The organism is Streptococcus sp. 2579 (assembly GCF_013277195.1).
Classification (GTDB): Bacteria; Bacillota; Bacilli; order Lactobacillales; family Streptococcaceae; genus Streptococcus.
In genome coordinates this window covers 134002-146759 of sequence record NZ_VMMM01000008.1, presented here as the reverse complement: position 1 = coordinate 146759, position 12758 = coordinate 134002, and the positions used below count along the sequence as shown (strand labels likewise).

The following is a 12758-nucleotide window of genomic DNA, read 5'->3' as shown; positions in this document are numbered from 1 at the left end:
AACTAGGATGAAAGAGATTATTGAAAAACTAGCAAAATTTGAAAATTTATCAGGTGTGGAAATGACGGATGTCATTGAGCGTATCGTAACTGGGCGTGTAACAGAGGCGCAGATTGCTTCTCTCCTTTTGGCTCTTAAGATGAAGGGGGAAACACCTGAAGAACGCACAGCCATTGCCCAAGTCATGAGAGGGCATGCCCAACATATTCCAACTGAGATTCATGATGCCATGGACAACTGTGGTACAGGTGGAGACAAGTCTTTCAGTTTTAATATTTCCACAACTGCAGCCTTTGTCTTGGCTGGTGGCGGTGTTCACATGGCCAAGCACGGCAACCGCTCGATTTCTTCTAAATCTGGTTCTGCAGATGTCCTCGAAGCTTTGGGCATCAACCTAGACCTCAAACCAGCTGAACTAGGTAAGGTCTTTGATAAAACTGGAATCGTCTTTCTCTTTGCTAAAAATATGCACCCAGCTATGAAATACATCATGCCAGCTCGTTTGGAACTAGGAATTCCAACGATTATGAACTTGACTGGTCCCCTGATTCATCCAATGGCTTTGGAAACACAGCTTCTTGGAATTAGCCGTCCAGAACTTCTAGAAAGTACAGCTCAGGTTTTGAAAAATATGGGTCGCAAACGTGCCATCGTGGTTGCTGGACCAGAAGGTTTGGATGAAGCTGGTTTGAATGGAACAACCAATATTGCTCTTCTTGAAAATGGCGAAATCACCTTGTCAAGCTTTACTCCAGAGGATTTGGGAATGGAAGGCTACGCTATCGAAGACATTCGTGGAGGGAATGCTCAGGAAAATGCAGAAATTTTGCTTAGCGTTCTTAAAAATGAACCAAGTCCATTTTTGGAAACGACAGTCTTAAATGCTGGTCTTGGTTTCTATGCTAATGGTAAGGTAGATAATATCAAGGATGGAGTTGCCTTGGCCCGCCAAGTCATTGCTAGTGGCAGGGCCCTTGAAAAACTCAGACTGTTACAGGAGTATCAAAAATGAGTCAGGAATTTTTAGCACGAATCTTAGAGCAGAAGGCACGTGAGGTGGAGCAGATGGAGCTGGAGGAAATCCAGCCCCTGCGCCAGACCTATCGCTTGGCAGAATTTTTGAAGAATCATCAGGACCGCTTGCAGGTAATCGCTGAGGTCAAGAAGGCTAGCCCTAGTCTGGGAGATATCAATCTCGATGTGGATATTGTGCAACAGGCCCAGACTTATGAAGCAAACGGAGCAGTGATGATTTCTGTTCTGACAGATGAAGTTTTCTTTAAAGGACATTTGGATTATCTACGGGAGATTTCCAGTCAGGTACAGATTCCGACGCTTAACAAGGACTTTATTATCGATGAAAAACAAATCATCCGAGCTCGCAATGCAGGTGCGACAGTCATCTTGCTCATCGTGGCAGCCTTGTCCGAAGAACGCCTCAAGGAACTTTATGACTATGCGACAGAGCTTGGTCTGGAAGTCTTGGTGGAAACTCACAATCTAGCTGAACTAGAGGTAGCTCACAGACTTGGTGCGGAGATTATTGGTGTTAATAACCGCAATTTGACTACCTTTGAAGTTGACTTGCAGACCAGTGTAGATTTGGCTAAACATTTCAAAGATGATTGCTTGTACATTTCTGAATCTGCTATTTTCACAGGGCAGGATGCGGGACGAGTAGCACCATCCTTTAACGGAATTTTAGTTGGGACAGCTCTCATGCAGGCAGAAGATGTAGCCCAGAGAATCAAGGAGTTGCAGATTGACAAAGGTTAAAATTTGTGGACTATCGACCAAAGAAGCGGTGGAAACAGCCGTTTCAGCAGGAGCCGACTACATCGGTTTTGTCTTTGCACCTAGTAAAAGACAGGTGACCTTGGATCAGGCTGCTGAGCTGGCAAAGCTTATTCATGCGGATGTCAAAAAGGTTGGTGTATTTGTTTCACCAAGTCGGGCAGAACTGCTAGAAGCGATTGAAAAAGTTGGTTTGGACTTGGTTCAAGTTCACGGTCAGGTGGCAGATGATTTATTTGATAATTTGCCTTGTGCCAGTATTCAGGCTGTGCAGGTGGATGGAGAGGGACATGTACCCAATTCTCAGGCAGACTATCTCCTCTTTGATGCCCCTGTGGCTGGGAGTGGCCAGACCTTTGACTGGGCTCAACTGGATACGATTGGACTAACTCAGCCTTTCTTTATCGCAGGTGGGCTTAATGAAGACAATGTAGTAAAAGCAATTCAACACTTTACTCCCTATGCAGTAGATGTATCAAGCGGAGTGGAGACAGATGGACAAAAAGATCATGAAAAGATTAGAAGATTTATAGAGAGGGTAAAGAATGGCATATCAAGAACCAAATAAAGATGGATTTTACGGAAAATTCGGCGGACGTTTTGTCCCAGAAACATTGATGACAGCAGTTTTGGAGTTGGAGAAGGCCTACCGTGAAAGTCAGGCAGACCCAAGTTTCCAAGAGGAATTAAACCAACTTTTGCGCCAGTATGTGGGACGTGAAACTCCCCTTTACTACGCAAAAAATTTGACCCAGCATATCGGCGGAGCCAAGATTTATCTCAAACGTGAAGACCTTAACCATACAGGGGCCCACAAGATTAACAATGCCTTAGGACAAGTTTTGCTTGCCAAACGCATGGGCAAAAAGAAAATTATCGCTGAAACAGGTGCTGGTCAGCACGGTGTAGCAACTGCAACAGCTGCGGCCCTCTTTAACATGGAATGTACTATTTACATGGGTGAGGAAGATGTCAAACGCCAAGCCCTCAATGTCTTCCGTATGGAGCTTTTGGGAGCTAAGGTTGAGGCAGTGACAGACGGTTCGCGCGTGCTCAAGGATGCGGTCAATGCAGCCCTTCGTTCATGGGTAGCTAATATCGATGATACCCACTATATCCTTGGTTCTGCCTTGGGTCCTCATCCATTCCCAGAAATTGTTCGTGACTTCCAAAGCGTTATTGGTCGAGAAGCTAAACAACAGTACCGTGACTTGACAGGACAAGATCTGCCAGATGCTTTAGTAGCCTGTGTTGGCGGTGGTTCTAATGCTATCGGGCTCTTCCATCCATTTGTAGAAGATGAGTCTGTAGCTATGTATGGGGCTGAAGCAGCAGGACTTGGTGTGGATACAGAGCACCACGCAGCTACCTTGACCAAGGGTCGTCCGGGTGTTCTTCACGGTTCTCTCATGGATGTGCTCCAAGATGCCCATGGTCAAATTCTTGAAGCCTTCTCTATCTCAGCAGGTTTGGACTATCCTGGTATCGGTCCAGAACATTCTCACTACCACGATATTAAACGTGCCAGCTATGTTCCTGTGACAGACGAAGAAGCCTTGGAAGGATTCCAACTCTTGTCTCGTGTGGAAGGGATTATTCCGGCCTTGGAATCTAGCCACGCTATCGCTTTTGCGGTGAAATTGGCCAAAGAACTTGGCCCAGACAAGTCCATGATTGTCTGTCTATCAGGTCGTGGGGACAAGGATGTGGTTCAAGTCAAAGACCGCTTGGAAGCAGATGCAGCAAAGAAGGGAGAAGCTCATGCCTAAGACACTAACAGAAAAATTGAATGCTATAAAAGCAGCTGGAAAAGGAATTTTCGTGCCCTATATCATGGCTGGAGACCATGAGAAAGGTTTGGATGGTTTAGCTGAAACAATCCACTTTTTAGAAGATTTGGGTGTCTCTGCAATTGAAGTGGGCATTCCCTTTTCAGACCCTGTTGCAGATGGACCTGTGATCGAAGAAGCAGGCTTGCGTAGTCTAGCTCACGAAACTTCTACCCAGGCTTTGGTTAAAACCTTGAAAACCATTCAAACAGAAGTTCCACTTGTCATTATGACCTACTTTAATCCCCTCTTTCAGTACGGTGTTGAGAACTTTGTCAAAGATTTGGCTGATACAGGGGTTAAGGGTTTGATTATTCCAGACCTTCCTCATGAGCATGCCAACTTTGTAGAACCATTTTTGGCAGATACAGACATGGCCTTGATACCCCTAGTTAGTTTGACAACAGGACTTGAGCGCCAGAAAGAGTTGATTGATGGGGCAGAAGGATTCGTCTATGCGGTTGCCATCAATGGGGTGACAGGGAAATCCGGCAATTACCGTGCAGACTTGGACAAGCACTTGGCGCAATTGCATCAAGTGGCTGACATCCCAGTCTTGACAGGTTTTGGTGTGTCTAGTCAAGCCGATGTAGAACGCTTCAATGCGGTGTCAGATGGCGTGATTGTCGGTTCGAAAATCGTAAAAGCTCTCCACCAAGGAGAGCCAATTGAGGACTTTATCAAACAAGCAGTAGCTTACCAAAAATAATCACACAAGCAGCAAGTAAGAGGAAAGGTACGAAAGGAAGTCTTTCCTTTTTCTTTTGCAGGAGAAAGGCTAGAATTCCTGTTGCAGAAGCAAACTGAATCAAGATGAGTAACTCGGTTATGCTAAAGACGAGAGCGCAAGAAGCTAAAAAGAGGAAATCCCCTGCACCCATGCGGATATCGATAAAATGAGCTAAAATTCCAAGGATAAGGAAGAAGACCATGACCAGATTCCAGCCAGAGGAAGCCATGAGGATTAGGTGGAAAGTCATCCAGACCAGTAAGGGATATTCCTGATGGTGAAAGTCGTAGATGCCCAAGGTCAAACCCGCAGTGATTAGGATGACTTGACTCAAGGAAAGCAATTCCCAAGACCAAGACAGAAAGAGAAGTCCCAATCCCAATTCAAAAAGGGCATACCAAACAGGATAGCGAGACTTGCAGTAGCGACAGCGAAAGCGATTGAAGACCTGCGAGAGAATCGGAATCAAATCTAAGGGACGCAAGGGAGTCTGACAGGAATCGCAGTGACTAGCAGGTTGGATAATGGATTGCTCTGGAAAACGGTCGATGAGCAAACCAAGAAAAGAAGCGAGAATGCTCCCGACAAGAAAAAAATAAAAATCAATCATACTTATCTATTCGTAAAAAATAGGAGAAGTAGTATAATGGAGAAATATAGATAAGATGGTGAGGAAAAGATGACAATTCGTTTTGAAGAAAAGGTGAGTATAGAAAACGCTCAACGCGTATGTCAATGGTCCAACTCTCTTGGCAAATCCTTTCAAGAACAATGGATGGGAACAATGATTCCTTTTCCCTTGACAATTCAAGTCTTGCAAGATTTGGAAGGAATCTTTTCTATTTTTGATAGACAAGAGTTTGTCGGGCTAATCCAGAAAATCAGGCTAGAAGATAAGAATCTTCATATTGGAAGATTTTTTATCAACCCCCAGAAACAAGGGCAAGGATTAGGTAGCCAAGTTTTAAGGAAATTTGTTAGTTTGGCATTTGCAAATGAAGATATAGATAGTATTTCTCTAAATGTCTTCGAGGCAAATCAAAGAGCTCAAAATCTTTACCAAAAAGAAGGATTTGAAATCGTTCAAATTGTTGAAACACCTATACGAAAATACATTATGAAAAAGGGGAGATAGGAGTTTAATTACAAATATAAAGAAAGCGAACAAAACAGAATTCTGATTTTCAGAAAACAGGTTTGTTCGCTTTTTATGATATACTCCCTCTTTTTAGCCTATTTATTAAATGTAATAGAAAATTAGGAATGTAGAATTGTATGATACAAACAAAGTGCAATAGCTGAGTGTGCAGCTGTAAAATCATTATAAGGTTCAATAATAACTTCAGGTAGGCGATTATAGAGCAATTTGGGTTTGTAGTTCATTTCACTATATAGTTTTTGGATGATGTGCTGATTTGTTAGTAAAGGACTATGTAGGTAGATTTTTTGAGAGTCAATCATCATACTGATATTTAAAATGGTTTGACTAAGATAGAGTAAGGCTTGATGGATAAGTGTGATTATTCCAGTGTCACCTAATTGATAAGCGGTTAAAATAACTTGGATATCAATATCATCGGCATTTTTGACTAAGCTAGGAAGTAAAGAATAGGTAGATTGATGATATAGAATTTTTGATTTTTTGATTAACCAAGATTCTCCAGCAAAAGTTTGTAAGCATCCCTTGCGCCCGCAACTACATTCTTCTCCCTCAGATGAAACAACTGTATGCCCTATTTCTCCAATCATTAGATTCCCTTTCCCATAAATGTTCCCGTCGTAGATATAAGAACAGTGCATACCTCTAGCAAAATGAAAATAAGCAAAATTAGGGTCATTCTGTTGGCGACTAAATAGGCGTTTACCTATAGCCATACAGTTAACATTGTTAGAGAAAAACAAAGGCTTATCAAAGTGGGATTGAATCATTTCTAAGTCGATATGTTGCCATAAAGGATTGTTTGTTGTTATTTTATAATCATCTAAATAGCGACCAGGTAGCGCGATTCCAATTGCTTCTATTTTATAATCAGAGCAGTTATTTAAGAATTGCTTTAGTGTCTGGCTAATGAGTTGATTTCCCTTTTCTTGGATTAACTGTTTAGTAACAATTTCTTTCTCTTCTTTTAAGATATTTCCTAGATTATCTCCTAAAGCAAAAGTAAAGTGTTTTTCAGATAGTTCACAACCAATGTAGTAAAATCGATTAGCTTGAATGTCTAGCAGAATTTTTTTTCTCCCTACACTTGTATCGTGTTCGTCTTCACCAAGTTCTAAGAGAATGTTTTCTTTAATCAGCTCATTTGTGATACTGCTAGTTGTTGCAGGTGTTATTCCGGTTTTAGTAGCGATTTCAATTCGTGAAATGGGTCCTAATGTGTAAACTGTCTCCAGTATTTTAGCTCTTAGTTGTAATTGTTTCTTAGATAAGGTCATATTAGTTTTCTTCCTAGTTGTCAGATTCTTAAAATCCTATGATTTTTTGCTATGGATAAATGTAGATGTTAATCTTTTTAAGCTTTTCATTACTTACTGGTCTCTTTTTATTATATATTGATAATAAAAAATAATCAAATGTTTACACAAATCCTTGACAAGGCTTTCTTATAGTTGTAAAATATAAATAACAAAAGATAATCAAATAACAACTTGACGTCAAAAAATAAAGCTAATTGATAACTTTTGATAATAAAATATATTTAAGAGGAAGTGCAACGGAAAATAATTCACAAGATAGAAAATAGAGTAGTATGTGATGATAGGGGTTCTTGCTAACAATGATATAGAGCCTAGTTGTTACGAAAATATTTCAATCAGTTGGAGGATTGAGAATGAAACGTTTAATTAGTGCAAATCCATCTGAGATATTAGAGATGAATGCTGAAGAATTAAAACAAAGTATTTTAGCAAGTGAAGGTAGAGTTGTTCTATCTGAAAATGTAGCCACTCGTGAGACATTTGTTGGAGATATCACTAATTCTGAAATTGCTAGAGCTTTTGGAGCTGACATGATTTTATTGAATTGTGTTGATGTTTTTGAGCCTAAAATTTATGCTTTGGATAGTTCAGGTGATGATGTTATTCATCGCTTACACCAGCTCGTTGCTTGCCCAATTGGTGTAAATTTGGAACCGATTGACCCATCTGCAAAGATGCTAGAGGAAACACAGGAAATTGTTGCAGGTCGTGTTGCTAGTGTTGAAACATTGAAGCGAATAGAGGAGTTAGGTTTTGACTTTGTCTGTTTGACTGGAAATCCTGGAACAGGAGTTAGCAATCGAGAAATCATTAAGGCTGTTCAAACTGCTAAGGAAAACTTTTCTGGTTTGATTATTGCAGGTAAGATGCACGGGGCAGGAGTGAATGAGCCTGTGGCAGAGCTTTCTGTCGCAGAGCAATTGTTGGAAGCAGGTGCGGATGTGATACTTGTTCCAGCAGTTGGAACCGTTCCAGCCTTTCATGACCAAGAGTTGCGTGAAGTCGTTGATCTCGTTCATAGTAAGGGTGGTCTTGTATTGAGTGCTATTGGTACTAGCCAAGAAACATCTGATACGGAGACAATTAGGGAAATAGCGCTGAGAAATAAAATTTGTGGAGTTGATATTCAACATATAGGTGATGCAGGATATGGGGGACTGGCAACAGTCGATAATATTTATGCCTTGAGCAAGGCAATTAGAGGAGTGAGACATACAGTATCTCGCTTGGCTAGGTCAGTAAATAGGTGATAAAGGAGTAAGCTATGGCTAAAGTAACAATTATGTTAGCGTGTGCAGCAGGTATGAGTACAAGTCTGCTAGTGACAAAGATGCAAAAGGCAGCAGAAGATAAGGGGTTGGATGCAGAAATTTTTGCAGTTCCAGCTCCTGAAGCAGAAGAAATTGTAGCAACAAAAGAAGTAAATGTGTTGCTTTTAGGCCCTCAAGTTCGCTATTTACTAGGGAACTTTCAAGAAAAACTAAAAGATAGACAGATTCCTGTGGCGGTTATTCCGATGACAGATTACGGAATGATGAATGGTTCTAAGGTCTTAGATTTAGCTGAAAGTTTATTAGACTAAGATTGAGGAGAATGCTATGAATGAAAGTAATTTAGAATCTGTAATGGGGCTAATTATGTATGGTGGGGAAGCCAAAAGTAATGCTATGGAGGCTATTCAGGCAGCAAAAAAAGGGGATTTCTCTAAAGCCAATCGAAGATTAGCTGATGCGAATGCTGCCTTATTACAGGCGCATAAGGCTCAAACAGAAATGTTGACAAGAGAGGCACAGGGGGAAAAAACATCAATTAGCCTCTTGATGGTACACGCGCAAGATCATTTAATGACGAGTCTGACTTTTGTTGACTTGGCGAAAGAAGTGGTAGAAGTATACGAACGATTTGAAAAAAATTAGGAGTTTGGTATGAATACAATGTTGGATAAAATGCAAGAAAAACTTTCTCCAATTGCAATGAAAGTTGGAAATCAGAAGTTTTTAGTTGCTTTACGTGATTCATTTGTGGGGACTATGCCTGTTATTATGACAGGTTCCATTGCTTTGTTATTAAATGCTTTTCTAGTGGATTTACCACAACAATTTCACCTAGAAAGTATTACGAAAACCTTTCAGTGGCTTGTTGACATCAATAATTTGGTATTCAAGGGAAGTATACCAATTGTTTCCTTGTTGTTCATCTATTGCTTGGGAGTGAATATCGCTAAGATTTACAAGGTTGATACAGTTTCTGCTGGTTTGGTATCACTTGCCTCGTTTGTCATTTCGATTGGAAGTACAGTTACAAAGAGTTTCCCTTTGGCAAATGTAGGAGATGTGAAATTAGATAAAATCTTACAAGGAATTGATAATCTAGCATTTGATGGTAAAAATCTGATGGTAACTATTGGGAATGTGATTCCAGGAAACCATATCAATGCCAGAGGCTACTTTACAGCCATGATGATTGGATTTTTAGCCTCTATTATTTTCTGTAAAGTGATGAAAAAGAACTGGGTAATCAAGTTACCAGATTCAGTTCCCCCTGCGATTGCTAAGCCGTTCACTTCTATCATTCCAGGATTTATGGCGATGTATATAGTAGCCATCTTGACTTATGTTTTCCATTTACTTAGCAATGACTTATTGATTGATTGGGTTTACAAGGTGTTACAAACGCCATTACTAGGTTTGTCTCAAAGTTTCTTTGCAGTTATTCTGATGATCTTTTTGAATAAGTTATTCTGGTTTTTTGGTCTCCATGGAGGAAATGTATTGGCTCCCATCATGGAAGGGCTGTTTGGAGTTGCTATGTTAGCGAATCTGGATGCTTTCCAAAAAGGTGAACCGATTCCTTATATATGGACAAGTGGGTCTTTTGGGGCGTTTGTCTGGTTTGGAGGATTAGGATTAGTACTTGCTATTTTAATTTTTTCAAGAAACAGTCATTATCGAAAAGTTGCCAAACTTGGTCTAGCACCAGTTCTGTTTAATATTGGTGAGCCGGTCAATTATGGTTTACCAGTTGTCTTGAATCCTTTGCTATTTATACCATTTGTACTTAGCCCAGTTTTCATGGCAACGGTAGCTTACTGGGCAACAAGCTGGGGTCTTGTTTCACCTGTTACACAAAATGTTACTTGGGTAATGCCACCAATTTTATATGGTTTCTTCTCTACAGCATTTGATTGGCGTGCCATCATCTTATCAGTTGTTTGTTTGATTATTAGTGTCTTGACTTATTTCCCATTTGTGAAAATGGCAGATAAAACTGAATTGAGTTAATGGTCTTACTTGCGTTTTTTGTGATAAAATAGAAATAGATTACGTGTAAGATGAGTTAGGTGTAGGATTTCTTATCTCTACTAAAATTGTTATTAGACAAAGGTTTATAGTCTGTTGAAGTTAGAATAGTACACTATAACTTCTAAAGCAGTGCTAGAAAATGATTTGAATTTCCTAATCGATTTAGTCATATTTTAGTTCATTTTTCTATAAAACATAACAAGAATGTTATTGCTTTATATAGAGAGATTGATATAGAAAGGGGTGCAGTAAAGGTAGATATCTTCTTGTGCCTCTTTTGCCATATTAGAAAGGAGATTTTATGGTTCAGACAAAACAGCCAAATATTATTTTGATTGTTGTAGATCAAATGAGAGCAGACGCCTTATCCTTGAATAGTAAGGATAAGCTAGTTAGCACTCCAACATTAGATATGATGGCTAGTGTAGGTTATAATTTTGAAAATGCCTATTCTCCAGTTCCTTCTTGCGTTCCTGCTAGGGCAGCTTTATTGACTGGTTTAGATCAAGATAAAAGTGGACGTGTTGGTTATCAAGATGAAGTGCCTTGGAATTTTACTAATACTCTTCCAAAAGTCTTTAAAGATATGGGTTATCAAACAGAGTGTATTGGTAAGATGCATGTTTTTCCTTCCAGACAGAGACTTGGGTTTGATCATGTCTTACTTCACGATGGGTATCTACATGTTGATAGAAAGTATGATAAGGCTTATGGAAGTCAATTTGATTATGCTAGTGACTATCTAGCCTTTTTAAAGGGTAAAGTTGGTTATGATGTTGATTTGATTGATGACGGAATGGATTGTAATTCTTGGGAAGCTAGACCTTGGGATAAAGATGAGAAGTTACATCCAACAAACTGGGTTGTGAGTGAGTCCATTTCATTTTTACAAAGAAGAGATCCAACAGTTCCTTTTTTTCTCAAAATGTCTTTTGAAAAACCACATGCTCCATTAAATCCCCCAAAATACTATTTTGATATGTATATGGAACGCTTGCCTCAATTTCTCGATTTGCATATCGGGAATTGGGAAGTATTAGAAAAGCAAATTCCGTCTATTTATGCTTTAAGAGGGAAATTAAAGGAAGATGATCAAAGAAGAATGGTTGCTGCTTATTTTGGATTGATTACTCATATAGACCATCAAATTAGTCGCTTTTTGACTGCCCTAAAAGAATTTCGTCATGATAAAGATACGATTATCTGGTTTGTTTCGGATCATGGAGATCAGCTTGGTGAACATTATCTGTTTAGAAAGGGATATCCTTATCAAGGAAGTATCCACATTCCTTCGTTTATTTACGATCCGGCTGGATTGATAGCTGGTAATAGGGGAACAATCAAGCAATTAGTGAAAATTCAAGATATTTTTCCTTCACTCGTGGATTTGGCAGGAGGAACTACTACAGATGAACTAGATGGACGGAGTGTTAAGAATTTATTATTTGGACAGTACGAGGGGTGGCGAACAGAATTTCATGGTGAACATGCTTTAGGAAAAGATTCTAGTCAATATATCTTGACAGACCAGTGGAAATTTATCTGGTTTCCTGTTTTAAATTATTATCAGTTATTTGATATGAAAAAAGATCCGCATGAAATGAATGATTTGTATCCAAGTGAAAAATACCAACCTATTGTTCGTCAGATGAAGAAAAAATTAGTAGACTTTCTTAGATATAGAGAAGAAGGTTTTGTTGTGGATGAAGAGTTAGTTCCTGTTGAACTATCTAAAATAACACCCACTCTAACGAAAACGGGGGATACTTAATCATGAAGATGAAAAAAATCAAGGGTGGGACATTTATGATGGGAACAAATTCTGAAGAGGGCTTTTTAGATGATTTTGAAGGTCCTCAAGTCGCTGTTAGTGTAAAGGATTTCTCCATTGCGGATACTCCAGTTACGAATCAAGAATTTGCTCAATTTGTGAAAGAAACAGGCTATAAAACACTAGCTGAGCGACAAGAGTGGTCTTTTGTTTTTATATTGTTCGTTCCAGAGGCAGAAAGGGAGGGATATCCTCATCCTGCTGGGGCTCCGTGGTGGTTACAAGTTCCGAACGCTTGCTGGAAACATCCCTACGGTGAGAACAGTAATCTAGTGGGTTTAGAAGACCATCCAGTAGTTCATGTTGCTTTAGAAGATGCATTGGCTTTCTGTAATTGGAGCGGAATGTCTTTACCGACTGAAGCACAGTGGGAATATGCTGCTAGAGGAGGAAGACAATCTGAATATCCTTGGGGAGATACTCTTTTAGAAGGTGGATATTATCATGCCAATACTTGGCAAGGAAGATTTCCTTATGAAAATACTGCCTTAGATGGATTTATAGGAACGGCTCCTGTCTATGAATTTTTACCTAATGATTTTGGTCTATATCAAATGATTGGGAATGTTTGGGAATGGTGTCGCAATCCGAGATATACCTTATTAGCTAGTTTTAATGAAGATGACTATGAGTTGCCAAAATATGGGATACAAGAGGAGGAGTATGCTATCAGAGGAGGTTCCTTTTTATGTCATTGTTCTTATTGTAATCGATACCGAGTAGCTGCTAGAAATGGATGTATTTCTACTTCCACTAGTAGCCATCTAGGTTTTAGATGTTTGAAAGAATAGGAT

The 12758-nt window shown here is 39.6% G+C and carries 14 protein-coding genes; 12 read left to right on the top strand and 2 right to left on the bottom strand.

What is annotated here, in order from left to right:
• Positions 1–7 precede the first annotated feature (7 nt).
• From trpD to trpA, 5 genes are read left to right on the top strand one after another with little or no spacing between them, the layout of a single operon-like run.
• Positions 8–1012: an anthranilate phosphoribosyltransferase gene (gene trpD, locus HT725_RS05550; RefSeq protein ID WP_164226070.1), complete on the top strand. Its 1005-nt coding sequence runs from the start codon at positions 8–10 to the stop codon at positions 1010–1012.
• Positions 1009–1776, top strand: a complete 768-nt coding sequence (trpC, locus tag HT725_RS05545; RefSeq protein ID WP_164226071.1) for an indole-3-glycerol phosphate synthase TrpC — start codon at positions 1009–1011, stop codon at positions 1774–1776. Before trpD ends, trpC begins: the two co-directional genes overlap by 4 nt.
• A complete protein-coding gene (locus HT725_RS05540; RefSeq protein ID WP_164226072.1) occupies positions 1763–2362 on the top strand; it encodes a phosphoribosylanthranilate isomerase in 600 nt (199 codons plus the stop codon). Before trpC ends, HT725_RS05540 begins: the two co-directional genes overlap by 14 nt.
• The gene (trpB, locus tag HT725_RS05535) at positions 2340–3563 is read left to right on the top strand and encodes a tryptophan synthase subunit beta (RefSeq protein ID WP_000331265.1); all 1224 of its coding nucleotides are present in this window, start codon (positions 2340–2342) and stop codon (positions 3561–3563) included. Before HT725_RS05540 ends, trpB begins: the two co-directional genes overlap by 23 nt.
• Entirely contained in the window at positions 3556–4332 is a 777-nt protein-coding gene (gene trpA / locus HT725_RS05530) for a tryptophan synthase subunit alpha (RefSeq protein ID WP_164226073.1), read from the top strand. The genes trpB and trpA overlap by 8 nt, the downstream gene beginning before the upstream one ends.
• Here trpA and HT725_RS05525 read toward each other — a convergent pair.
• Positions 4304–4963, bottom strand: coding sequence for an A24 family peptidase (locus HT725_RS05525; RefSeq protein ID WP_164226074.1), 660 nt, complete (start codon positions 4961–4963; stop codon positions 4304–4306). The two genes, trpA and HT725_RS05525, sit on opposite strands and share 29 nt — an antisense overlap.
• Positions 4964–5032: 69 nt before the next feature.
• Between HT725_RS05525 and HT725_RS05520 the strand changes: the two genes are divergently transcribed.
• Positions 5033–5488 carry a GNAT family N-acetyltransferase gene (locus HT725_RS05520; protein ID WP_173253183.1) on the top strand — a complete coding sequence of 152 codons (456 nt, stop codon included), beginning with the start codon at positions 5033–5035 and terminating at the stop codon, positions 5486–5488.
• Positions 5489–5610: 122 nt separating this feature from the next.
• On the opposite strand, the gene HT725_RS05515 is transcribed toward HT725_RS05520, so the two are convergent.
• Entirely contained in the window at positions 5611–6789 is a 1179-nt protein-coding gene (locus HT725_RS05515) for an ROK family transcriptional regulator (RefSeq protein WP_164226076.1), read from the bottom strand.
• A 395-nt stretch (positions 6790–7184) separates the two neighbouring features.
• Between HT725_RS05515 and HT725_RS05510 the strand changes: the two genes are divergently transcribed.
• The 6 genes from HT725_RS05510 (at position 7185) to HT725_RS05485 (ending at position 12755) form a co-directional block, all read left to right on the top strand.
• Positions 7185–8081 carry a WecB/TagA/CpsF family glycosyltransferase gene (locus tag HT725_RS05510; protein WP_164226077.1) on the top strand — a complete coding sequence of 299 codons (897 nt, stop codon included), beginning with the start codon at positions 7185–7187 and terminating at the stop codon, positions 8079–8081.
• Positions 8082–8095: 14 nt separating this feature from the next.
• Positions 8096–8413 (top strand): PTS sugar transporter subunit IIB, encoded by a 318-nt coding sequence (locus tag HT725_RS05505; protein WP_050105030.1) that lies wholly within the window; start codon positions 8096–8098, stop codon positions 8411–8413.
• A 16-nt stretch (positions 8414–8429) separates the two neighbouring features.
• On the top strand, positions 8430–8747 hold the full coding sequence (locus HT725_RS05500) for a PTS lactose/cellobiose transporter subunit IIA (protein ID WP_001005888.1): 318 nt from the start codon (positions 8430–8432) through the stop codon (positions 8745–8747).
• A gap of 9 nt (positions 8748–8756) precedes the next feature.
• Complete coding sequence (locus tag HT725_RS05495) at positions 8757–10112, top strand: PTS sugar transporter subunit IIC (RefSeq protein ID WP_050239155.1); 1356 nt, start codon at positions 8757–8759, stop codon at positions 10110–10112.
• 322 nt (positions 10113–10434) lie between these two features.
• The gene (locus HT725_RS05490; protein ID WP_173253182.1) at positions 10435–11904 is read left to right on the top strand and encodes an arylsulfatase; all 1470 of its coding nucleotides are present in this window, start codon (positions 10435–10437) and stop codon (positions 11902–11904) included.
• A 2-nt stretch (positions 11905–11906) separates the two neighbouring features.
• Positions 11907–12755, top strand: coding sequence for a formylglycine-generating enzyme family protein (locus HT725_RS05485; protein ID WP_088788311.1), 849 nt, complete (start codon positions 11907–11909; stop codon positions 12753–12755).
• Positions 12756–12758 lie beyond the last annotated feature (3 nt).

What these genes read in the sequence shown, in the direction of transcription:
- trpB (WP_000331265.1), top strand. Translation starts at nt 2,340, where the DNA reads ATGGCATATCAAGAACCAAATAAAGATGGATTTTACGGAAAATTCGGC.
- trpC (WP_164226071.1), top strand. Translation starts at nt 1,009, where the DNA reads ATGAGTCAGGAATTTTTAGCACGAATCTTAGAGCAGAAGGCACGTGAG.
- HT725_RS05490 (WP_173253182.1), top strand. Translation starts at nt 10,435, where the DNA reads ATGGTTCAGACAAAACAGCCAAATATTATTTTGATTGTTGTAGATCAA.
- HT725_RS05515 (WP_164226076.1), bottom strand. Translation starts at nt 6,789, where the DNA reads ATGACCTTATCTAAGAAACAATTACAACTAAGAGCTAAAATACTGGAG.
- trpA (WP_164226073.1), top strand. Translation starts at nt 3,556, where the DNA reads ATGCCTAAGACACTAACAGAAAAATTGAATGCTATAAAAGCAGCTGGA.
- trpD (WP_164226070.1), top strand. Translation starts at nt 8, where the DNA reads ATGAAAGAGATTATTGAAAAACTAGCAAAATTTGAAAATTTATCAGGT.
- HT725_RS05495 (WP_050239155.1), top strand. Translation starts at nt 8,757, where the DNA reads ATGAATACAATGTTGGATAAAATGCAAGAAAAACTTTCTCCAATTGCA.
- HT725_RS05520 (WP_173253183.1), top strand. Translation starts at nt 5,033, where the DNA reads ATGACAATTCGTTTTGAAGAAAAGGTGAGTATAGAAAACGCTCAACGC.
- HT725_RS05500 (WP_001005888.1), top strand. Translation starts at nt 8,430, where the DNA reads ATGAATGAAAGTAATTTAGAATCTGTAATGGGGCTAATTATGTATGGT.
- HT725_RS05525 (WP_164226074.1), bottom strand. Translation starts at nt 4,963, where the DNA reads ATGATTGATTTTTATTTTTTTCTTGTCGGGAGCATTCTCGCTTCTTTT.
- HT725_RS05485 (WP_088788311.1), top strand. Translation starts at nt 11,907, where the DNA reads ATGAAGATGAAAAAAATCAAGGGTGGGACATTTATGATGGGAACAAAT.
- HT725_RS05510 (WP_164226077.1), top strand. Translation starts at nt 7,185, where the DNA reads ATGAAACGTTTAATTAGTGCAAATCCATCTGAGATATTAGAGATGAAT.
- HT725_RS05505 (WP_050105030.1), top strand. Translation starts at nt 8,096, where the DNA reads ATGGCTAAAGTAACAATTATGTTAGCGTGTGCAGCAGGTATGAGTACA.